Consider the following 21556-nt stretch of genomic DNA (forward strand, 5'->3'; position numbering starts at 1 on the left):
CTTCAGGGGGAGGGTCTTCAGGCGATCACCCCCCGACCGCGCCCGAGCCGAAGTCGAACTGTTCCGGACGTGGCTTGCCGCCGCCGAAGTTCCAGGTGAAGCCGAAGAACACCGCCCGCACATTGGCCGTGCGCAGGGTCACGTCCTTGAGGGTCGCGGTGTCGGTGACAGCCTTGTCCTCGAAGCTGTCCAGGGCGTCCTGCACGGTGACGACGAACGACAGCTTGTCGTTGACCTTCCGGCGATAGCCCAGATTGACCATCTGGAACGGCTCGCGATGGCCCTGCGGCGTCAGGCGCTTGCCCGAGGTGAAGGCGTTGATCTGGAAGAAGTCCTTAGGGGTGGCCTGCCAGTTCAGGTTGGCGCGGCCCGACAGGGCGGTGGCCGAACGCTTGCCGGAGAAGCCGAGGTTGGTGGCGTCGATCTCGTTCCAGAAGGCGTTGGCGCTGACGTTGTAGGTGATCTTCGGCGTCAGGCGGCCGTTGGCCACCAGTTCCAGGCCGCCGTTGCGGCTGTTGCCGAGGTTTTCGCGCGTGGTCATCAGCACGCCGCCGCCCTGGTCACGGACCACATCGGTCACCACGCCGTCGCTGGTGCGGTAGTAGGCCGTGGCCAGATAGTAGGCCGGCCCCTTGCGGTACTGCCAGCCCAGCTCGAACGAGTCGGTGACCTGCGGCTTGAGGAAGGGGTTGCCGGCCCGATAGTTCTGAGGGTCCTGATACACCGGATAGGGGTTGAGGTCCTGCACCTGCGGGCGCTGGACACGGCGGCTGTAGCTGCCCTTGAGGCTGTTGTTCTCGCTGATCGTGTAGCCCAGGTGCAGGCTCGGATAGACCTTGAAGTAGTCGTTCTCGAAGGTCTGGCCTCCGGTAACCTGGTCGCCGTTGATCTGCACCTGCTCGGCGCGCAGGCCGCCCTGGGCGGTGAAGTCGCCGAACGCCTTCTCGTAGGTGACGTAGCCGGCATAGACGTCCTGGTCGAACAGGAAGCGGTTGGTGCGCGCGACATCGACCGACAGCGTGCTCCAGGAGTCGCCCCGGGCGGCGTGGTTGTCGTAGTCGTTCCGCACCCACTCGAAATCGAGACCGGTCTTCAGCGTGCCGCCCGCGACGCCCGGCCGGACGTAGTCGGTCTTGAAGTTGCTGCGCTTCTGCTTGGCGCCAAAGCCGAACCGCTCATACAGGTCGCTGCCGGCGGGGTAATCGTTGATGGCGTCGGCGTCGCGCGAGAAGTCGGTCTGCTCGTACTCCAGGTGCGCGGTCAGCTGGTGCTCGGCGCCCTTGAACTGGTGACGCCAGTCGGCGCTGACGCCGGTGTTGTCGCGCTTCATCGCCGCGTCGGTGGATCGCACATAGTCGTAGACCAGGCCGCTGTTGACGTAGCTTTCCTCGCCCGTGGTGTCGAACCGCATGCGGCGGTGGCGAACCTCGCCGCTCAGGCGGTCCTTGGGCGTGAGGTCGTAGTCGACGCCGCCCCGCAGGTTGACCATGTCGCCTTCGTTCTCGAAGGCGCCGTCCTGGCTGCTGGCGCCGATGTAGGTCCGCCGCTCGATCGACTGCCAGGCCTTCTGCTGTTCGTGGCGGAAGCCGGCGTCGCCCGACAGGGTCAGCTTGCCGTTGACGTAGTTGCCGCTGACGCCGCCGTTGTAGCGGCCGTCGGTGCTGGCGTTGGCCCGCAGCGTGCCGGTGGCGCCCGGCTTGCGGGTCTGCTTGGTGACCAGGTTGATGATCCCGGCCGTGCCGTCGGGACGGAAGGCGGCCGACGGGTTGGTCATCACCTCGACGCGGTCGATCTGGTCGGCCGGCATGGCCTGCAGGGCGTCGCCGCGGCCGTCGCCGTTGAACATGCCCGACGGCTTGCCGTCGATGAGGATGGTGACGTTGCTGTCGCCACGCAGGCTGACATTGCCCTGCACGTCGACCTCGACCGAGGGGATGTTGCGCAGGGCGTCGGCGATCGAGCCGGTGCGGGCCGACAGGTCGTTTGAGACGCTGTAGCTGCGGCGGTCGATCGAACTGCGCATGGCCGTGCTGTCGCCGGTGACGGTCACGCCCTCGACGGCGGCCGGCGCAGTCTTCGGGGCGGCGGCCGGACCGCCCTGGGCGGGCGCCTGAGCGGTCGTCTGGGCGGCCGTCTGGGCGGCCGTCTGGGCCAGGGCCAGGCAGGGCGTCGCGACGATGGCGGCGGCGGAGAAAAGGATGGTCTTCAGGCGCAAGGCGCGTCCCCCGAGGCAGGCTCGTCGAGGCGCCGCGAGCGGACGGTCCGCGCTGGTCTCGACCTCCAGCGGTAAAGCGCGGCCGGCTTTCCGGGGCAAATTTCTTTTCGGCAATGTTGCAGTGGCGCCGCCGAGCGTGGCGCCGGCGCAACGGGTGAACCCGCTCGCCCACCCTGTGCTTAGCCCACCCGATGACAACGTTGCCATCGCCTCTTGCGAGCGCCGCCGGACCTGACACTATCGGCCCGACGAAGCGACGGCGGTCATGGCGGAATCCCGCAAAAACGGCCGCTTGCGCGCTGATACCGGTAACATTAAGGTCGCCGGCAACAGGGTCCCTTTCGGGGGCGCGTTAGGGATCAAATCAGGCCCTCCAAGGGGGCCATCGGGGAGGACTCCAGTGGCATCAGTTTCCAGCGCCGGGCCGAGCGCCGGCATGAGCGCCGACGGCGCTAAGGTGAACATGGCCTTCGTCGCCGCCATCGTGGCCGTGGCCACCATCGGCGGCTTCATGTTCGGCTACGACAGCGGCGTCATCAACGGCACGCAGGAAGGCCTCAACAGCGCTTTCAAGCTGACCGAGTTCGGCACCGGCCTGAACGTGGCGGCCATCCTCATCGGCTGCGCCATCGGCGCCTTCGCCGCCGGCCGCCTGGCCGACGTCTGGGGCCGCCGCACCGTGATGATCATCTCGGCCCTGCTGTTCGTGATCAGCGCCCTGGGCACGGGCGCGGCCCACACCTCGACCATCTTCGTGATCTTCCGCCTGATCGGCGGCCTGGGCGTCGGCGCCGCGAGCGTGCTGTGCCCGGTCTACATCTCGGAAGTGACCCCGGCGAACATCCGCGGCCGCCTGTCGTCGGTGCAGCAGATCATGATCATCACCGGCCTGACCGGCGCGTTCGTGGCCAACTACGTGCTGGCCCACACCGCCGGCAGCTCGACCGCCGACTTCTGGCTGGGCCTGCCAGCCTGGCGCTGGATGTTCTGGATGCAGGTGATCCCGGCCGGCGTGTTCTTCTTCGCCCTGCTGACCATCCCGGAAAGCCCGCGCTACCTCGTGGCCAAGGGTCAGGACGCCAAGGCCGAGGCCATCCTCTCGCGCCTGTTCGGCCCCGGCACGGGCGCGGCCAAGGTCGCCGAGATCCGCGCCTCGCTGAGCGCCGACCACAAGCCGAAGTTCTCCGACCTGCTCGACCCGGTGACCAGGAAGATCCGTCCGATCCTGTGGGCCGGCCTGGTCCTGGCCATCTTCCAGCAGTTCGTCGGCATCAACATCGTCTTCTACTACGGCTCGGTGCTGTGGCAGTCGGTGGGCTTCACCGAGGACGACAGCCTGAAGATCAACATCCTGTCGGGCGCCCTGTCGATCCTGGCGTGCCTGGCCGCCATCGCCCTGATCGACCGCATCGGCCGCAAGCCGCTGCTGTTGATCGGCTCGGCCGGCATGGCCGTGACCCTGGGCATCCTGACCTGGTGCTTCTCGACCGCCACCACCGTCAACGGCGCCCTGCACCTGGACGGCAGCGTCGGCCCGATCGCCCTGGTCGCCGCCAACCTCTACGTGATCTTCTTCAACCTCTCCTGGGGTCCGGTCATGTGGGTGATGCTGGGCGAGATGTTCCCCAACCAGATGCGCGGTTCGGCCCTGGCTGTCGCCGGCTTCGCCCAGTGGATGGCCAATTTCGCGATCTCGTTCAGCTTCCCGGCCATGGCCAAGATGAGCCTGTCGGCGACCTACGGCTTCTACGCGGCCAGCGCCGTGGTCTCGTTCTTCCTCGTCCAGAAGCTGATCCACGAGACCCGCGGCAAGGAACTGGAAGCGATGGAGGGGTGACCCTCAAAGAACCTCCCCCTGTGGGGAAGGCGACCACGAAGCGGTCGGTGGGGGAAGAAGGCCAGCGCCTAGGCGGCTGAAAACGTCTCCCCACCGTCGCCTTCGGCGACACCTCCCCCCACAGGGGGAGGTTCCCAGATCCAGGAAACGCCCGGGCGCCCCGCTCCCGGGCGTTTTCTTTTGCCGACGCTTCTGACAGCGTTATCGTCGGAAAATGGGCGATGACACCGGTAGACAAGGCGGCGATCCGTCGCTTAAGTGACCGGTAACAAGCCGACGCGGCGTCAGTTCGCGCGGACAGTACCCGGGAAGGAATATCGATGGCCGACCTCAGCCGACGCGGAGCCCTGTTGCTGACTGGGGGCTCCCTACTGACTGGAGCGGCCGCCGCCGCCCTGCCCTCAGCCGCTACGGCCGAAGGCGTCGGGTCCCTGCCCGCCAAGCCCAAGTCCGGGCCTACCTGGACCAAGGGCGTCGAAGGCCAGCGCAAGGCCGACCTGGGCGACGGAACCTTCCTCAATCCGATCCTGGCCGGCGACCGGCCCGACCCGTCGATCCTCAAGGACGGCGACGACTACTACATGACCCATTCGTCGTTCGACGCCTATCCGGGCCTCTTGATCTGGCATTCGAAGGACCTCGTGAACTGGGCGCCGGTGGGGCCGGCCCTGAAGACCAACATCGGCTCGGTCTGGGCGCCTGAGCTGTGCAAGCACGAGGGTCGCTACTACCTCTACATCCCGGCCAAGTTCCCCAGGAACAACACCAGCTACGTGATCTGGGCCGACAGGATCGAAGGCCCGTGGTCCGAGCCGATCGACCTGAAGCTGCCCGGCTACATCGATCCCGGCCACATCGTCGACGAGAACGGCGAGCGCTGGCTGTTCCTCTCGGGCGGCGACCGCATCAAGCTGGCGCCCGACGGCCTGTCGACGGTCGGCAAGCCCGAGCACGTCTACGACCCCTGGCGCTATCCGGACGACTGGGACGTCGAGGGCTTCTCGCCCGAAGGCCCCAAGGTCATGAAGAAGGGGGACTGGTTCTACATGATCACCGCCGTGGGCGGCACGGCCGGCCCGCCGACCGGCCACATGGTGATCGCCGCGCGCGCCAGGTCGCTGGGCGGCCCGTGGGAGAACCATCCCAGGAACCCGCTGGTGCGCACCGTCGACAACGCCGAGAAGTGGTGGTCGCGCGGCCACGCCACCCTGGTCGAGGGCTCGGGCGGCGAATGGTGGACCGTCTATCACGGCTACGAGAACGGCTTCTGGACGCTCGGCCGCCAGACCCTGCTGGCCCCGGTGACCTGGACCAAGGACGGCTGGTTCGACATCGGCGGCGGCGACCTGGCCAAGCCCATCAAGAAACCGAAAGGCGGCAAGGCCGTGCAGCACGGCATGGCGCTGTCGGACGACTTCTCGACCGACAAGTACGGCGTGCAGTGGAACTTCTTCGACCCCAAGCCGGGCGAGCAGGACCGCATCAGCCGCGCGAACGGCGTGCTCACGCTGAAGGGCGCCGGTGAGGCCCCGTCGACGGGCTCGCCGCTGATCTTCGTCAACGGCGACCAGGCCTACGAGATCGAGTGCGAGGTCGAGATCGATCCTGAGACGAGGGCTGGCCTGATCCTGTTCTACGACCGCCAGCTCTATTGCGGCTTGGGGTTCGACGCTAAGAACTTCGTCACCCACCAGTACGGCATCGAGCGTGGGCGGCCGGCCAATCCGCATGGGACGAAGATGCTCATGCGCCTGCGCAACAACCGCCACATCGTCGCCTTCCACACCTCGGGAGACGGCGGCAAGACCTGGAAGCGGTTCGACCGCGGCATGGAGGTCAGCGGCTACCACCACAACGTGCGCGGGGGCTTCCTGATGCTGAAGCCGGGGATCTACGCGGCCGGCAAGGGCTCGGCCCGGTTCCGGAACTTCAAGTACCGGGCGCTGGACTAGGCGCTAACAAAAAGATCCTCCCCCTCTGGGGGGAGGTGGCGCGAAGCGCCGGAGGGGGGCCGTTTTCAGCTTCCGCAGATCCGGCCAGCTTCGCAGTCACTCCCCCCTCAGTCGCTCCGCGACAGCTCCCCCACAGGGGGAGCATCCTCATGGCCTGGAGCCTTGACCGTGTTCAAACCCCTCCTCCTCGCCGCCGCGCTCGTCGCCGCCCCGATGGCCGCACACGCGCAGGCCGCCGCCCCCGAAGCCGAACCGCCGATGTTCAAGGCCGTGAAGATCGTGCTGATCGGCGACTCGACCACGGCCGTGATCGGCGGCTGGGGCCCCAGCTTCTGCGGCCAGCATGTCACCTCGTTCGTCGCCTGCATCAACCTGGCGCGCGGCGGGCGCTCCAGCGGCAACTACCGCACCGAGGGCTCGTGGCGGCTGGCCATGAAGGAGATCGGCTCGGGCGGCTTTGCCGACACCTATGTGCTGATCCAGTTCGGCCACAACGACCAGCCGGGCAAGCCGGGCCGCTCGACCGACCTGGCCACCGAGTACCCGGCCAACCTGAAACGCTATGTCGAGGAGGTGCGCGCCGCCGGCGGCAAGCCGGTGCTGGTCACGCCCCTGACCCGCCGACAGTTCGAGGGCGGCAAGCTGATCGACGATCTTGGCCCCTGGGCCGAGGCGACCCGCAAGGTCGCGGCCGAGACCAGGACGCCGCTGGTCGACCTGCACGGGAAATCCTACGCCGCCGTCCAGGCCATGGGCGCGGCGCAGGCCACGCGCTTCGCCCAGATGCCGCCGCCGCCCGAAGTGCTGGCCGCCGCGAAAACCGGAACCACTATCAGCGCCCAGCCGACGGTTCCGGCCGCGCCCGGCGCGACCCCTGCCCCAGCCCAGCAAAACAACGCCGCCGTCGAGCCGATGGGGCAGGCCAAGCTGTCGTTCGACTACACCCACCTGGGCCGCGACGGCGCCGACTACTTCGCCAAGATCGTGACGGACGAACTGGCCGTCGCCGTGCCGTCGCTGCGACGGTACCTGGTGCCATAAGCCGAGACTGGCGCAATCGAGCTACACGTGTAATCTACACGTATGATGCGTCTTGCTTCCTCCCTTGCCGTCGCTGTCGCCGGACTGACCCTTGGCCTGTCCCAGCCCGCCCATACCGCCGAGCGGTCGTCGGGCGCCTGCGCCGCTGCCAGGGTGTTGCTGGAAGACGTCTTCAGCCGCTCACCGCCGGAGAAGACCGCCCTCGACGAAGCCTCGGCCGGGAAGGGCGCCGGACAGTTCGTCAGGCAGATCGCGGAACGGCACGGCGCCAGCTTCGCCACGGACGGCTGGCGCTCACGAGAGACCGGCGCGGTCGTGAAGCCGCCCTCGGCAGCGGCCATCAAGGCCTTCATGGCGGCACGCCACGTCTCTGCGACGGCGTGCGACGAAGTCCGCCTGGACGCTGGCGCACGCGGCGCCTTGCTGGGCGCCTCCTACGCCGCCGTCGCCCCGGCCGACGGCGTTGGACGCTTCACCCGCGCGCTACATACGATCAGTCGGCCGGTCGTGTCGCCCGACGGAACTGAAGCGCTTGCCTACTTTTCGGAAGGCCATGCGCCTTTGGCGGCTGCCGGCGGCTTGGTGCTGCTGCGGAAGAGCCGCGATGGCGCCTGGAAGATCGCGGGCCACCTGTCCCTCTGGATCTCCTAGGACGCCACCTACCCCAGAAGGCAGGTCAGGACCGACTTCATCACCGTGGCCATGGCCTGGCGATCCTGCTCGGGGTGGTTGACGCTGCGGATGACCAGGCCGTCGAACATCGCGCCGATCAGCTCGGTGCGGGCGGCGAACTCGGCCTCGCTCCATTCGGGCTTGCGGCTGCGCGCCAGCATCTGGCTGGCCAGGGCGCGCTCCTGGTCGTCGGCGGCGCGGACGATGGCGGCGACCTTGGGATTGCGCGAGGCCTCGGCCATCACCTCCAGCACCAGCGGCGCGCGGCGCGGGTCGTAGCACTTGCTGACCGCCTCATCGATGTGGTCGAGCATGGCGTCGAGCAGCGTGCCCGGCCGGCTTTCCAGCTCGGCGAACTTCTCGCGCATCTCGGCCAGGTCCTGGGCGACGATCGCCGCGACCATGGCTTCCTTGTTCTCGAAGTAGCGATAGATCTGGCCCACGCTGAGGCCCGCGGCCTTGGCGATCTCGGCCATGCTGGCGCCATGGAAGCCGGCCTGGCGCACGACGTCGCAGGCCGCATCCAGAATCTGTTGCCGCCGCGCCTCGGGCGTCGGCTTGGCGCTTGAACTCACGTCGACCATCGAGCGGTCCCGTTCTCCATTACATTTCCGTCAGGTCAACTTCGCCGACAGGACGGGGTGTTGACTTCGCCTTACCCCGGGCCTATGTCCAGCGCAATTGAGAATGAACGTTCATTCTCAAATTGTTCATCATAGGCGCGTCGTCAAGGGGACCTCCCCCCCTGCGGCAGCCTGTCGCTCCGGGGATATCCATGGCTATCAAACGTCCGCTCGCCGCTTCGGCGGTTCTTCTGGCGGCTGTCTCGCTCACCCTCGCCGCCTGCGGGCAAGGCAAGGGCGGAGCCGCTGGCGGCATGGGCGCGGGCGGTCCCACGCCCGTGGGCGTGGTGGTCGTGAAGACCGAGCCGGTGACCCTGACCAGCGAACTGCAGGGCCGCACCTCGGCCTATCTGGTCTCGGAAGTGCGTCCGCAGGTCGGCGGCATCGTCAAGGCCCGCCTGTTCCAGGAAGGCTCCTACGTCCGCGCCGGCCAGCCGCTCTACCAGATCGAGCCGGCGACCTTCCAGGCGGCGGTCAACAGCGCCCAGGCGGGCCTGGCCCAGGCCCAGGCGACCTACACCGCCGCCAAGCTGAAGGCCGACCGCTACAAGGAGCTGGTCGCCGTCAACGCCGTCTCCAAGCAGGACAACGACGACGCCCAGGCCGCCGCCCAGCAGGCCCAGGCGAACGTCGCCGCCCAGAAGGCCGCCGTCGAGACCGCCCGGATCAACCTGGGCTGGACCCGCGTGGTCGCCCCGATCTCGGGCCGCATCGGCAAGAGCTCGGTCACCCCCGGCGCCCTGGTCACCGCCACCCAGACCACGGCCCTGGCCACCATCCAGAACCTCGACAAGATCTATGTCGACCTGACCCAGTCGTCGGCCGAGCTGCTGCAGTTGCAGCGCGACCTGGCCGGCGGCCAGCTGGGCCGCTCGGGTTCGGCCCAGGTCAGCCTGAAGCTGGAAGACGGCTCGACCTACCCGACCCAGGGCCGCCTGGAGTTCGCCGACGTCACCGTCGACCAGACCACCGGCTCGTTCGGCCTGCGCGCCACCTTCGACAACCCCAACGGCACGCTGCTGCCGGGCATGTACGTCCGCGCCACCCTCGGCAAGGGCGTGGCCTCCAACGGCGTGCTGATCCCGCAGGCCGGCGTCAGCCGCGACCCGAAGGGCAACGCCACGGTCACCGTCGTCGGCGCCAAGGACATGGCCGAGATCCGTCCGATCACCGTCGGCCAGACGGTCGGCGACAAGTGGCTGGTCACCTCCGGCCTGAAGGTCGGCGACAAGGTCATCGTCGAAGGCCTGCAGAAGGTCCGTCCTGGCGCGCCCGTGAAGGCCGCCGTCATCACCGCTCAACGCTAAGGCCGGCCCACAATGCTGTCCCGTTTCTTCATCGACAGACCCATCTTCGCATGGGTCGTCGCGATCGTGATCATGCTGGCGGGGGCCCTGGCCATCCGCACGCTGCCGATCGCCCAGTATCCCGAGATCGCCCTGCCGCAGGTCTCGGTCTCCGCCAACTATCCGGGCGCCTCGGCCAAGACGGTCGAGGACAGCGTCACCCAGGTCATCGAACAGAAGATGAAGGGCCTCGACGGCCTGGATTACATGTCGTCGACCAGCGACAGCTCGGGCTCGGCCACGGTCACCCTGACCTTCAAGGCCGGCACCGACATCGACATCGCCCAGGTGCAGGTCCAGAACAAGCTGCAGACCGCCACCGCCCTGCTGCCGCAGGAAGTGCAGCAGCAAGGCCTGACGGTCGCCAAGTCGGCCCGTAACTTCATGATGGTCGTCGGCCTCTATTCGGAGAGCGACAAGACCACCAACACCGACCTGGCCGACTACATCGCGTCCAACATCCAGGACCCGCTGAGCCGTGTCGACGGCGTCGGCGAAGTGCAGCTGTTCGGCGCCCAGTACGCCATGCGCATCTGGCTCGACCCGAACAAGCTGTCGTCCTACAGCCTGACGCCTTCGGACGTGTCGGCGGCCATCCAGGCCCAGAACGCCCAGGTCTCGGCCGGCCAGCTGGGCGGCACGCCCAACCTGCCGGGCACGGGCCTGAACGCGACGATCACGGCCCAGTCGCGCCTGCAGACGCCTGAAGAGTTCGAGAACATCATCGTCAAGAACAGCACGGGCGGGGCTCTGGTCCGCCTGCGCGACGTCGCCCGCGTCGAGCTGGGCGCCGAAAGCTACGTCTCGACCGCGAAGTTCAACGGCCGTCCGGCCGCGGGTCTGGCCATCCGCCTGGCCCCGGGCGCCAACGCCCTGGACACCGCCAAGGCGGTCAAGGAGCAGATGGCCACGCTCGAGAAGAGCTTCCCGGCCGGCTACAAGTACGTGGTGCCCTACGACTCCACGCCGTTCGTGGAGCTGTCGATCCACGAAGTGATCAAGACGCTGGTGGAAGCCATCATCCTGGTCTTCATCGTCATGTTCCTGTTCCTGCAGAACTGGCGCGCGACCCTGATCCCGACCATCGCCGTCCCGGTCGTCCTCCTGGGCACCTTCGGCATCCTCGCGGCCTTCGGCTACTCCATCAACACCCTGACCATGTTCGGCCTCGTGCTGGCCATCGGCCTGCTCGTCGACGACGCCATCGTCGTGGTCGAGAACGTCGAGCGGGTGATGAGCGAAGAGGGTCTCTCTCCGGTCGAGGCCACCCGCAAGTCGATGGGCGAGATCACCGGCGCCCTGATCGGCATCGCCCTGGTGCTGTCGGCGGTGTTCGTGCCGATGGCCTTCTTCAGCGGCTCGCAAGGCGTCATCTACCGCCAATTCTCGATCACCATCGTCTCGGCGATGATGCTGTCGGTCGTGGTCGCCCTGGTGCTGACGCCGGCCCTCTGCGCCACCATGCTGAAGCCGCATGACCGCGCCCACGGCGAGGCTCTGCGCACCGATCATCCGGGCGCGCTCGGTGCGGTGATCAACTTCTTCAACCGCTTCTTCAACTGGTTCAACCGCAGCTTCAACGACGTCTCGGGACGCTATCAGGGCGGGGTCCGCAAGATCCTCGGCCGCAGTGTCCGCTGGATGGCCATCTACGGCGTCATCATCCTGGTCATGGGCCTGCTGTTCGTCCGCCTGCCCAGCGCCTTCCTGCCGGAAGAAGACCAGGGGATCATGATCACCCTCGTCCAGCTGCCGCCGGGCGCCACCGAGGAACGCACCCTGGGCGTCCTCGACCAGGTCCGCAGCCACTTCATGGACGAAGAGAAGGAAGCCGTGCAGTCGGTGTTCACCGTCTCGGGCTTCAGCTTCAGCGGCGCCGGCCAGAACGCCGGTCTCGCCTTCGTCCGCCTGAAGGACTTCGACGAGCGCAAGGCCGCCAATCTGAAGGCCCCGGCCGTCGCCGGCCGCGCCATGGGCAAGTTCCTGCAGATCCGCGATGCGATGGTGTTCGCCGTCGTGCCGCCGGCCGTGCCGGAACTGGGCACCTCGTCGGGCTTCGACTTCCAGCTGCAGGACATCGGCGGCGTGGGCCATGACGCCCTCACCGCGGCCCGCAACCAGGTCCTTGGCATGGCTGGCCAGGATCCCAACCTGGTCGGCGTGCGTCCCAACGGCCAGGAAGACACCCCGCAGCTGAAGATCGACATCGACCAGGCCAAGGCCGGCTCGATGGGCCTGACCACGGCCGACATCAACGCCGCGCTCAGCGCCGCGTGGGGCGGTTCGTACGTCAACGACTTCATCGATCGCGGCCGGGTGAAGAAGGTCTACATGCAGGCCGACGCGCCCTACCGCATGAAGCCCGAAGACCTGAACAACTGGTACGTCCGCAACAGCAGCGGCCAGATGGTGCCCTTCTCGGCCTTCGCCACGACCCGCTGGGTCTACGGCTCGCCGCGCCTGGAGCGCTACAACGGCCTGTCGTCGATGAACATCCAGGGCGCTCCGGCCCCGGGCAAGAGCTCGGGCGACGCGATGGCGGCCATGGAGAAGATCGCCGCCCAGTTGCCGGCCGGCATCGGCTTCGAATGGACCGGCCTGTCGGCCCAGGAACGTGAAGCGGGCAACCAGGCTCCGGCTCTCTACGCGATCTCGATCCTGGTGGTGTTCCTGCTGCTGGCGGCCCTCTACGAGAGCTGGTCGATCCCGCTGTCGGTCATCATGGTCATCCCGCTCGGCATCGTCGGCGCCCTGCTGGCGACCACCCTGCGCGGCCTGTCGAACGACATCTACTTCCAGGTGGGCCTGCTGACGACCATGGGCCTGGCGGCCAAGAACGCCATCCTGATCGTCGAGTTCGCCAAGGAGATCTTCGAGCGCACCGGCGACCTTGTGGAAGCCACGCTGGAAGCCGTCCGCATCCGTCTGCGTCCGATCATCATGACCTCGCTGGCCTTCGTCTTCGGCGTTCTGCCGCTCGCGATCTCCAACGGGGCTGGTTCGGGCAGCCAGCACGCGATCGGCACGGGCGTCATCGGCGGCATGCTGTCGGCGACCATCCTGGCGATCTTCTTCGTCCCGCTGTTCTTCGTGATCGTCGAACGGATCTTCAAGCCCAAGCCCCGTCACCACGACGAGGCCCCCGCCGCTCCGGCCGAGAGCCACTGAGATGCTTCGTAACCTCACCCTCACCCTGCTGGCGGCCAGCGCGCTCACGGGCCCCTTGGCCGCCTGCACCATGGCCCCCAAGTACGAGCGACCGGCCCTGCCGGTCGCCACGACCTGGCCCACGGCTTCGGCCAACGGCCAGACGGCCTCGGCCGGCGACCTCGCCTGGAAGCAGGTGTTCGAAGACCCCCGCCTGGCGGGGACCATCGACCTGGCCCTGGCCAACAACCGCGACCTTCGGGTCGCGGTGCTCAACATCGAGCAGGCCCGCGCCACCTACCGCATCCAGCGCGCGGCCCTGCTGCCCACCGTCAATGGCACGCTGTCGGGCACCAAGAGCGAGACCCCGACGGCGGCCTCGGGCTTCGGCTCGGCCATCGGCGGCACCGGCGCGCTCGAGATCGAAAACTACAACGCCAATGTCGGGATCACCTCGTATGAGCTCGACATCTTCGGCCGCGTGCGCAGCCTGAAGGACCAGGCGCTCAACAGCTACCTGGCCACCGAGCAGACCGCCCGGGCGACCCAGATCAGCCTGATCGCCGAGACCGCCAACGCCTGGCTGACCCTGGCCGCCGACCAGGACCTGCTGGCCCTGGCCAGGGACACGCTGAAGAGCCGTGAAGACAGCCTCGCCCTGGCCCAGCGCCAGTTCGACGTCGGCGCGGCCTCGCAGCTGGACCTGCGCACCTCGCAGACCCTGGCCGAGACCGCCCGTTCGGACGTCGCGACCTACTCGGCCCAGGTCGAGCGCGACAAGAACGCTCTGCGCCTGCTGGTCGGCGCCGAGGTTCCGGCCGATCTGCTGCCGGCCGGCGGCCTGATCACCGCCCAGATCCTTCCCGATCTGCCGGCGGGCGTGGCCTCGGACGTGCTGACCCGTCGTCCCGACGTGCTGGCGGCCGAGCACACGCTGATGGGCGCCAACGCCAACATCGGCTCGGCCCGCGCGGCCTTCTTCCCGCGCATCAGCCTGACCGGTTCGTACGGCAGCGCCAGCGCCGATCTGGACGGCCTGTTCAAGAGCGGCACCAAGGCCTGGAGCTTCGCGCCGAGCATCAGCGTGCCGATCTTCGCCGGCGGGGCCAACAAGGCCGGGCTCGACAGCGCCAAGGCCGGCCAGAAGATCGCCGTGGCCAACTACGAGAAGGCCGTGCAGACGGCGTTCCGCGAAGTGGCCGACGCCCTGGCCACCCAGGCGACCATCGGCGACCGCCTGGCCGCCCAGGAACGCCTGGCCGCCGCGGCCGCCGACACCACGCGCCTGACCAAGCTGCGCTACGACCGCGGCGTGGACAGCTCGCTCGTCCTGCTCGACGCCCAGCGCACGCAGTATTCGGCCCAGCAGGGCCTGATCAACGCGCGCCTGGCCCGGGCCAGCAACCTGGTCACCCTCTACAAGGTCCTCGGCGGCGGCGCTCCCCAAGCCCCCGGCAAGGGGTCCTGACCTATCGGGGAGGGGGCAAGCCCCCTCCCCTCTACGATCCCCGCGCGACGGTGCGGGGCTGATCGCGGCGGCATCCCCCCGGACACGCCGCGACCGGAAGGGGCGCATCACCCCCCAATCCCAGATGCGCCCCTTCCACCCTTATCTCCCCGACAATCAGATTCGTTCCGCCCCGGCCGCCTCCAGCCGCCGGTGCAGGCCGTCCAGCCGGTCCTCGCAGGCCCCGCGGATCGCCGGATCGACCGCCGCCCGCTTCCCCGCCCCGTCCGGCCGGAACGCCTGCCCCGGCGCCTTGGCGTCGATCAGCGCCGCCGCCGCCATCGCCTGCGCCTCCGTCGCATCCGGGCTCCAGCCGAAATGCGGCAGCACCCGCCCGGCCGCCGCGCCCGGCAAGGCGTCGTAGTTCACCAGCAGCCCCCCGCCGTCGGCCGCGAACGCCGCCAGCATCGCCTCGCCGATCGCCGCCAGCACCGCGGCCTGGTAATCGGCGTCGGGAACCAGCGGCGCGGCCAGGCCGAACACGGCCGGCCCCACCGCCTGCGGAACCATCTGCATGCCGATCGAGCGGGCATGCGAGACCAGCACCTCCTCCGGCGCCCGGTAGAGATGGATCCAGGGCGCATCGGCGAACGCCTCGCGGAAGAGTTCGAAGGCCATCGCGTGCCAGCAGTCGAGCTTGAGGAACAATCGCTCGTCGCCCGCGCCCCGCGCCCGGCCCAGCGCCGCTGTCACGCCGCGCAGCAGAGCGACCTTCTTCGCCAGGGGCAGGTCGGCGCGCACCACCTGGTCGATCGGCGCGGCCTCCGACAGCACGGTCGCTGCCGTCGGCGCGCCCAGCATCCGGCCCAGCAGAGTCGAGCCGCAGCGCGACATGTGGAAGACCAGGCCGTCCGGCGTCGGTCCCGCCAGCCCGTCCAGCGCCGCCAGCGGCGTGCGCAGGCGCAGCAGCCGGTTCAGCGGCGAAAAGCGCACGGCCTCGATGCTGTCGGCGAAGAACGATTCGGTCAGCCGCCGCGCGCCGAAAAAGGCCCAGTCGACGGCGTCCTCGGCGGGCAGGACGGCGATCGGCAGCCAGCCGGCCGGCGGCGCGGCCTGGCGGCGCAGCACCGGGCGCCCGGCCAGGCGCTCGCCCAGCCCGTCCGGCGACAGGCCCCAGCCCGCCGCGACCGCCTCGGCGGCCACCGTGAAATCCTCGTCGCGGAAGTGATCGGCCAGGGCCGCGCAGGCCGGCGCGTCGTCGGCCAGGCGCGCCAGCAGCCTATCAAGATCCAGCGCCCCGTCCGCCTGAAGTTGCATGCCCGCCCCCGGCCCTTGTCGGTTGAAGGGCGGCACAATAGGCTCAGGCGATGGGATTTCCAGACCGCCTGAAGCTGCCGCTCGCCTTCGACCCGGCCCGCCTGCGCGCCGACCTTGCGGCCCTCACCGCCGGAGCCGACTGGATCGCCCACTTCGTCACCCAGAACTACGAAGGCGACTGGAGCGTCATCCCCCTGCGCGCCCAGGCGGGCGCGACCCATCCGGTGATGATGATCTATTCCGACCCCGGCGCGACGGTGTTCGAGGACACGCCGTTCCTGGCCCCTTGCCCCTATTTCCGCGAGGTGATCGCCGCCTTCCCGTTCCAGGCCACCAGCGTACGGCTGATGAAGCTGGCCCCCGGCTCGGTGATCAAGACCCACTACGACGAAGACCTCGACGCCGGCTCGCAGCTTGTGCGCTTCCACGTGCCGGTGGTGACCAATCCGGACGTCGATTTCCGCCTCAACGGCGTTCGCGTGGTCATGGAGGCCGGCAGCGCCTGGTACCTCAAGCTCACCGACCCCCACAGCGTCGCCAACCACGGGATGGAAGACCGCGTGCACCTGGTGATCGACGGCTACGTCAACGACTGGGTGCGGGGGTTGTTCGAAACCGATCCCCCTCTCCCCTTGCCGGAGAGGGTGGCCTCGCGCAGCGAGGTCGGGTGAGGGGTCGATGACCGGCGCCGCCGCGAAGGCGGATCGAGCAGACGCGGCGTCCGGCATCTGAGAGACCCCTCATCCGTCGGCTTTCGCCGACACCTTCTCCCGCAAGGGGAGAAGGACGCGCGGCCTACGCCCCCAGCAGCGTGAACTGCGCGTTCAGCCCGCCCACGGCGCTGCTCGCCACCCAGACGTCGAACACGCCCGGCTCGGCGGTCCAGCGATCGCCCTCGCCGAAGAAGGTCAGGCTGCCGCGCTCCAGTTCGAAGGTGATGTCGCGGCTCTCGCCGGGCTTCAGGCCGACCCGCAGGAAGCGCTTGAGCTCGCGCACCGGCCGCGTGCGGCTGGCCACCCGGTCGCGGGTGTAGAGCTGCACCACGTGCACCCCCTCGCGCTTGCCGGTGTTGGTCACCCGGGCGCTGACCTGCAGCTTGCCGTTCCAGGCCAGGGTCGGCGACGACAGCTTCAGGTTCGACAGGGAAAAGGTGGTGTAGGCCAGGCCGTAGCCGAACGGATACAGCGCCTCGTTCTTCACCGTGCGCCAGCGAGCCTTGTATTCCTGGATCTCGCTGTCGGCCGGGGCGGGGCGGCCCGTGGTGCGGTGATTGTAGGCATAGGGTTGCTGGCCGCTCTCATAGGGAAAGCTGACCGGCAGGCGCCCCGACGGGTTCACCGCCCCGAACACCACGTCGGCCACCGCGTGGCCGGTCTCGGTGCCCAGGAACCAGGTCGCCAGGATCGCCGGGGCGTTCTTCACCGCGCCGTCCAGGACGAGGGCGCGGCCGTGGCGCAGCAGCGCGACGGTGGGACGACCGACGGCGGCCACCGCCTCGGCCAGCATCATCTGCGGCTTGGGAATGCCGATCTCGGTGCGCGACTGCGCCTCGCCCGACATGTTCTGGCCCTCGCCGATCGCCAGCACGACGATGTCGGCGGCCCTGGCGGCGGCGACGGCGGCCTCGATGCCGCCGGGGATCGAGCTCTCGACATCGCTGCCCTTGACGGTCTGCAGCAGGTTGGGATCGGCCATGGCCTGGCGGAAGCCGGTGGCCAGATCCACGCCCAGGCCCTTGTCGCCGAAGAAGGCCCAAGGCCCCAGGATGTTGTCGCGGTCGTCGGCGAACGGCCCGATCAGGGCGATGCGCTTGCCCGCGCGCGGCAGCGGCAGCAGGGCGCCGTCGTTCTTCAGCAGCACGATCGAGGCCGCGCCGGCCTCACGGGAGAGCGCGCGCATGGCCGGCGTCGCCGTGCGGGCGGCCTGGACCTTGGGGTCGATCGAGCGGAACGGCTGGTCGAACAGGCCGATGGCCTCCTTCAGCATCAGCACCCGGCGCACGGCCTGGTCGACCACCGTCATCGGCACCGCGCCGCTCTTGACCAGTTCGGGCAGGTAGCGGCTGTAGAGCCCGCTCTGCATGCTGATGTCGACGCCCGCCAGGATCGCCAGGCGCGCGGCGTCGCGATCGTCGGCGGCGTAGCCGTGGGCCACCAGTTCCTGGTCGGCGGTGTAGTCGGAGATGACCACGCCCCTGAAGCCCCACTCTGTGCGCAGCAGGTCGGTCAGCAGGCGCCTGTTGGCCGTGGCCGGCACGCCGTTGATGTCGTTGAAGGCCGACATGACCGTCAGGCATCCGGCCTCGAAAGCGGCCTGGAACGGGGGCAGGTGCACCTCGCGCAGCGTAGCTTCCGACAGCTCGACGGTGTTGTAGTCCATGCCGGCCGCCACCGCGCCGTAGGCGGCGAAGTGCTTGGCGCAGGCCAGCATCGAGTCCGCCGCCTTCAGGTTCGGGCCCTGGAAGCCGCGCACCCGGGCCTGGGCCAATGCTTCCCCCAGGAACACGTCCTCGCCCGAGCCCTCGGCCACCCGGCCCCAGCGCTCGTCGCGGGCCACGTCGACCATCGGCGCGAAGGTCCAGTGCAGGCCGTGGGCCGTGGCCTCCTCGGCCGCCGCGCGAGCGGTGCGATAGGCCAGCGGCGGGTCGAAGCTGGCGGCCTCGGCCAGCGGGATCGGGTAGACGGTCTTGAAGCCGTGGATGACGTCGGCGGCCAGCAGCAGCGGGATGCCCAGGCGCGAATGCTCCACCGCCGCCGTCTGGGCCAGCAAGGCCCCCTCGACGCCGACGCCGTTCATCAGCGTGCCGATCTTGCCCGCGCGCGTCTCGGCCAGCAGTTGCTGGGTGTTGCGCAGGTTGATCGCCGGGTTCATGTCGCCCACCGGCGGGCGGATCATGTCGGCGTAGCACGACAGCTGGCCGGCCTTCTCGTCGATGGTCATCCTGGCGATCAGCGCCTCGACCCGCTCGGACCCTCGCACCTGCGCCGCCGACCGGCCGGCCACCGCCAGCCCGGCCAGGCCCGCCGCCCCGGCCATCAGTCCGCGACGGCTGATCCCTTCAAGCGAAGCTTCGCGCCGATCCATAGAATCCCTTCCGACTTTGTCGCGGCCGGCAACCTCGCCGACCGGGGCGCATCGCGCAACGCCTCGCCCCTCATCGGGCGAACCTGTGACGGCCGCTTGCGTTATCAGTCTGGCTGAAGGGAGACCCGACCATGTCCGCTCAATGGCGCATCGAAATCCGGCTGGGCGAGAGCCACGCCCCGTTGCGCAGCGTGCTCGTCGAGGCCGACACCGAAGTCGAGGCCCTGCGGCAGGTGCTGGCCGACGCCGAACGCGACCATGTCGCCGCCGAGGAGCTGCTGCTCGACGGCCAGGAAGAGGTGTTCTCGCGCACAGAGGTCCTGGACGGCCACGTGGAGCACCAGGCCCAGGCCTGACCGCCGCTCGCCCGCCATCCTGGCCTGTGCTAGGCCCGGTGCATGGCTGGAGAACGCATCCTCTTCGTCGTCAACGCCGGCCCCAGCGTCGGCGGCGGCCACTTCATGCGCAGCCTCAATCTGGCGCGGGCGCTTGAGGCCAGGGGCGTAGGGTTCGCCTTCGCCGGTCCGCCCGCCGTAACCACCCTTTCCGAGACCTTCGCCTCTCGCGCCATCTGCGCCGGGACCTTCGAAGCCGACGACCTGATCGCTGGCGCGGCCGCTCTCGCAACCGACTACGACGCCCTGGTGTTCGACCACTACGATCTCGACGCCGAGGATCATCGCCAGATCGCCGCCGGCCGCCCCGCCCTCGTCGTCGACGACCTGGCCGACCGGCCGCTGGCCGCGGACCTTCTGCTCGACGCCGGCGTCGCCCGCCAGGCCAGCGACTACGACGGTTTGCTTCCGCCGCACACCGAGTTGCTGCTCGGTCCGGACAACGCCGCCCTGTCGCCCGCCTTCGCCGCACTGCGCGACAAGGCCCTGGTCCGCCGCGCGGCCACGACGCGGATCGAGCGGGTGCTGGTCTCTCTGGGCCTGACCGACGTCGGCGGGATCACCGCCGCGACCGTCCGCGCGCTGCTGCCGGTGCTCGGCGAGCGGCGCCTCGAGGTCGTGGTCGGCGGCCAGGCGCCCAGCCTGTCGGCCTTGCGTGAAATCGCCGCGGTCGATCCGCGCCTGACCCTGCACGTCGACAGCCGCGACATGCCGGCCCTGACCGCCCGGGCGGACCTCGCCATCGGCGCGGCCGGCTCCAGCAGCTGGGAGCGCTGCGTGCTGGCCCTGCCTGCCATCTCGCTGGTGCTGGCCGACAACCAGCGCGAGGCGGCCCAGGCGCTGTCGGCGCTGGGCGCCCACCGGTCGCTGAACGCCGAGCCCCTGGCCCCAGAAGACCTGCGACACGCCTTCGCGACCCTGGCCGACGCCCCCGGAGCCTGGCGGACCATGTCCCTCGCCGCCGCGAAGGTCTGCGACGGCCAAGGAGCCCAGCGCACGGCCGATCGGTTTCTCGCCCTGATTTCGCCTCGTTTCGGAAACAATCGCGCGACGACAACCTGACACTGACCCGCGTGTAAGCCAGCCACGCGTCGAGACCTCCCTGTCATGCCCATAGTCACTCTGCGCGCCGTTGCGGCGCACGATCAGGAGCGGCTGCTGGAATGGCGCAACTCCGACGCCGTCGCTCCCTACATGTACAGCGACCACCTGATCTCGGAGGGCGAGCATGCCGCCTGGTTCTCCCGCCTGGGGACCAATCCGGCCGTACGCTACTGGATCATCGAGCTGGACGGCCATCCGGTGGGCCTGGCCAATCTCGCCGACATCGACCTGAAGAACAGCCGCTGCGCCTGGGCCTACTACCTGGCCGATCCGTCCGTGCGCGGCCTGGGCGTCGGCAGCTTCGTCGAATACTGGGTGATCGAGCACGTCTTCGGCGTGCTGGGCCTGACCAAGCTGTGGTGCGAGGTCATCGAGAGCAACAAGGCCGTCTGGCGCCTGCACGAGGGCTTCGGCTTCACGCGTGAGGCGGTGTTCCGCAACCACGTGGTCAAGGGCGGCGAGCCGCTGGACGTGATCGGCCTGGGCCTGCTGGAAAGCGAATGGCGCGGGGCGGCCCGAGACGCCGCCCGCGAGCGCCTGATCGCCAAGGGCTTCGACCTGTCGGGCGTTCCCGCAGCCTAGATCCGCGGCAGGTCGCCCAGGGCGGCGAGGTCCGGCCGGCCGCGCACCAGCGCCCGGATGTCGCCCGAGGTGAAGGCGGGCTTTCGCGGATAAAGCGCTTCATAGACCGCCCGCACGAATGCGAGATCCGACGGCAGGTCGACCGTCCATCGCACCTGGCTCTCGTCGCGGTCCTGGGTCAGGCCGCCAAGGCCGAAGCGTTCAGGCCGGCGATAGACGAAGGGCGTGACATGCTCGCGCTCGTAGGGATCGTTCGCCTCCCGCGCCATCAACCGCAGCAGGCCGGCGCTCAGAATCTCGGCGTCCAGCCCGATCGGATAGGTCCGGTGCGGCAGGGTGGTGGCCGAGTAGTCGACGCCGCCGGCCTTGTGCCTGGCGATCAGCGCCTCGATCAGCACCGGATCGGCCAGCGGGCAGTCGGCCGTCAGCCGCAGCATCAGGTCCTCGTCCGCCAGACCCGCCACCGCGCCGGCGAACCGGCCCAGCACGTCGTTGAGCGCGCCGCGAAACACCTCCACGCCCGCCGCCTCCACCGCCCGGGCCAGGGGATCGTCGCTGGCCTCGTTAGAGGTCGCCATGATCAGCCGGTCGATCGAGGCTGCGCGGCGCAGGCGCTCGACCTGGCGCAGCACCATCGGCGCCCCGGCGACGTCGGCCAGCACCTTCCCCGGCAGGCGGGTCGAGCTCATCCGGGCCTGCAGCACGGCGACGATCACTGCGCGCCATCCTGGAACATCGCTTTCATGGTCCGCATGCCTCGTTCTATCGGCCGCACCCTCGGCCCGGCCGGTTAA

Annotated in this window: 16 protein-coding genes; 11 read left to right on the forward strand and 5 right to left on the reverse strand. The window is 69.2% G+C overall.

Features of this window, described 5'->3' with window-relative positions:
• Positions 1-25: 25 nt before the first annotated feature.
• Entirely contained in the window at positions 26-2215 is a 2190-nt protein-coding gene (locus DDF67_RS09165; protein ID WP_109100581.1) for an outer membrane beta-barrel family protein, read from the reverse strand.
• A 400-nt stretch (positions 2216-2615) separates the two neighbouring features.
• On the opposite strand from DDF67_RS09165, the gene DDF67_RS09170 reads away from it, so the two are divergent.
• The 4 genes from DDF67_RS09170 (at position 2616) to DDF67_RS09185 (ending at position 7696) form a co-directional block, all read left to right on the forward strand.
• Positions 2616-4052 carry a sugar porter family MFS transporter gene (locus DDF67_RS09170; protein ID WP_109100582.1) on the forward strand — a complete coding sequence of 479 codons (1437 nt, stop codon included), beginning with the start codon at positions 2616-2618 and terminating at the stop codon, positions 4050-4052.
• Positions 4053-4372: 320 nt separating this feature from the next.
• On the forward strand, positions 4373-6004 hold the full coding sequence (locus tag DDF67_RS09175) for a family 43 glycosylhydrolase (RefSeq protein WP_109100583.1): 1632 nt from the start codon (positions 4373-4375) through the stop codon (positions 6002-6004).
• A 168-nt stretch (positions 6005-6172) separates the two neighbouring features.
• A complete protein-coding gene (locus DDF67_RS09180) occupies positions 6173-7045 on the forward strand; it encodes a rhamnogalacturonan acetylesterase (RefSeq protein WP_233247592.1) in 873 nt (290 codons plus the stop codon).
• A gap of 45 nt (positions 7046-7090) precedes the next feature.
• The gene (locus DDF67_RS09185) at positions 7091-7696 is read left to right on the forward strand and encodes a hypothetical protein (RefSeq protein WP_146197984.1); all 606 of its coding nucleotides are present in this window, start codon (positions 7091-7093) and stop codon (positions 7694-7696) included.
• 8 nt (positions 7697-7704) lie between these two features.
• Here DDF67_RS09185 and DDF67_RS09190 read toward each other — a convergent pair whose 3' ends face one another.
• Positions 7705-8301, reverse strand: coding sequence for a TetR/AcrR family transcriptional regulator (locus DDF67_RS09190; RefSeq protein WP_109100585.1), 597 nt, complete (start codon positions 8299-8301; stop codon positions 7705-7707).
• A gap of 191 nt (positions 8302-8492) precedes the next feature.
• On the opposite strand from DDF67_RS09190, the gene DDF67_RS09195 reads away from it, so the two are divergent.
• From DDF67_RS09195 to DDF67_RS09205, 3 genes are read left to right on the forward strand one after another with little or no spacing between them, the layout of a single operon-like run.
• On the forward strand, positions 8493-9647 hold the full coding sequence (locus tag DDF67_RS09195) for an efflux RND transporter periplasmic adaptor subunit (RefSeq protein ID WP_109100586.1): 1155 nt from the start codon (positions 8493-8495) through the stop codon (positions 9645-9647).
• 12 nt (positions 9648-9659) lie between these two features.
• Positions 9660-12854: an efflux RND transporter permease subunit gene (locus DDF67_RS09200; RefSeq protein ID WP_109100587.1), complete on the forward strand. Its 3195-nt coding sequence runs from the start codon at positions 9660-9662 to the stop codon at positions 12852-12854.
• A 1-nt stretch (position 12855) separates the two neighbouring features.
• Positions 12856-14301 (forward strand): efflux transporter outer membrane subunit, encoded by a 1446-nt coding sequence (locus DDF67_RS09205; RefSeq protein WP_109100588.1) that lies wholly within the window; start codon positions 12856-12858, stop codon positions 14299-14301.
• A gap of 156 nt (positions 14302-14457) precedes the next feature.
• On the opposite strand, the gene DDF67_RS09210 is transcribed toward DDF67_RS09205, so the two are convergent.
• On the reverse strand, positions 14458-15597 hold the full coding sequence (locus DDF67_RS09210; RefSeq protein ID WP_109100589.1) for an aspartyl beta-hydroxylase: 1140 nt from the start codon (positions 15595-15597) through the stop codon (positions 14458-14460).
• Between the two features lie 50 nt (positions 15598-15647).
• Between DDF67_RS09210 and DDF67_RS09215 the strand changes: the two genes are divergently transcribed.
• Entirely contained in the window at positions 15648-16268 is a 621-nt protein-coding gene (locus DDF67_RS09215; RefSeq protein ID WP_109100590.1) for an aspartyl/asparaginyl beta-hydroxylase domain-containing protein, read from the forward strand.
• 124 nt (positions 16269-16392) lie between these two features.
• On the opposite strand, the gene DDF67_RS09220 is transcribed toward DDF67_RS09215, so the two are convergent.
• Positions 16393-18681, reverse strand: coding sequence for a glycoside hydrolase family 3 N-terminal domain-containing protein (locus tag DDF67_RS09220; protein ID WP_109100591.1), 2289 nt, complete (start codon positions 18679-18681; stop codon positions 16393-16395).
• Between the two features lie 131 nt (positions 18682-18812).
• On the opposite strand from DDF67_RS09220, the gene DDF67_RS09225 reads away from it, so the two are divergent.
• Genes DDF67_RS09225 through pseH form a run of 3 tightly spaced genes read left to right on the forward strand, consistent with a single transcriptional unit; the run spans position 18813 to position 20762 of the window.
• Positions 18813-19037: a hypothetical protein gene (locus DDF67_RS09225; protein ID WP_109100592.1), complete on the forward strand. Its 225-nt coding sequence runs from the start codon at positions 18813-18815 to the stop codon at positions 19035-19037.
• 42 nt (positions 19038-19079) lie between these two features.
• On the forward strand, positions 19080-20138 hold the full coding sequence (pseG, locus tag DDF67_RS09230) for a UDP-2,4-diacetamido-2,4,6-trideoxy-beta-L-altropyranose hydrolase (RefSeq protein WP_109100593.1): 1059 nt from the start codon (positions 19080-19082) through the stop codon (positions 20136-20138).
• A 45-nt stretch (positions 20139-20183) separates the two neighbouring features.
• Positions 20184-20762 (forward strand): UDP-4-amino-4,6-dideoxy-N-acetyl-beta-L-altrosamine N-acetyltransferase, encoded by a 579-nt coding sequence (gene pseH, locus DDF67_RS09235; RefSeq protein WP_109100594.1) that lies wholly within the window; start codon positions 20184-20186, stop codon positions 20760-20762.
• Here pseH and DDF67_RS09240 read toward each other — a convergent pair.
• Positions 20759-21478, reverse strand: coding sequence for a cytidylyltransferase domain-containing protein (locus DDF67_RS09240; protein ID WP_109100595.1), 720 nt, complete (start codon positions 21476-21478; stop codon positions 20759-20761). The genes pseH and DDF67_RS09240 overlap by 4 nt on opposite strands.
• Positions 21479-21556 lie beyond the last annotated feature (78 nt).

The sequence above is a fragment of the Caulobacter endophyticus genome (assembly GCF_003116815.1).
Taxonomy (GTDB): domain Bacteria; phylum Pseudomonadota; class Alphaproteobacteria; order Caulobacterales; family Caulobacteraceae; genus Caulobacter; species Caulobacter endophyticus.

Coding starts and splice junctions, on each gene's coding strand:
- pseH (WP_109100594.1), top strand. CDS start 20,184: ATGCCCATAGTCACTCTGCGCGCCGTTGCGGCGCACGATCAGGAGCGG.
- DDF67_RS09220 (WP_109100591.1), bottom strand. CDS start 18,681: ATGGATCGGCGCGAAGCTTCGCTTGAAGGGATCAGCCGTCGCGGACTG.
- DDF67_RS09175 (WP_109100583.1), top strand. CDS start 4,373: ATGGCCGACCTCAGCCGACGCGGAGCCCTGTTGCTGACTGGGGGCTCC.
- DDF67_RS09190 (WP_109100585.1), bottom strand. CDS start 8,301: ATGGTCGACGTGAGTTCAAGCGCCAAGCCGACGCCCGAGGCGCGGCGG.
- DDF67_RS09205 (WP_109100588.1), top strand. CDS start 12,856: ATGCTTCGTAACCTCACCCTCACCCTGCTGGCGGCCAGCGCGCTCACG.
- DDF67_RS09210 (WP_109100589.1), bottom strand. CDS start 15,597: ATGCAACTTCAGGCGGACGGGGCGCTGGATCTTGATAGGCTGCTGGCG.
- DDF67_RS09185 (WP_146197984.1), top strand. CDS start 7,091: ATGCGTCTTGCTTCCTCCCTTGCCGTCGCTGTCGCCGGACTGACCCTT.
- DDF67_RS09200 (WP_109100587.1), top strand. CDS start 9,660: ATGCTGTCCCGTTTCTTCATCGACAGACCCATCTTCGCATGGGTCGTC.
- DDF67_RS09195 (WP_109100586.1), top strand. CDS start 8,493: ATGGCTATCAAACGTCCGCTCGCCGCTTCGGCGGTTCTTCTGGCGGCT.
- pseG (WP_109100593.1), top strand. CDS start 19,080: ATGGCTGGAGAACGCATCCTCTTCGTCGTCAACGCCGGCCCCAGCGTC.
- DDF67_RS09215 (WP_109100590.1), top strand. CDS start 15,648: ATGGGATTTCCAGACCGCCTGAAGCTGCCGCTCGCCTTCGACCCGGCC.
- DDF67_RS09225 (WP_109100592.1), top strand. CDS start 18,813: ATGTCCGCTCAATGGCGCATCGAAATCCGGCTGGGCGAGAGCCACGCC.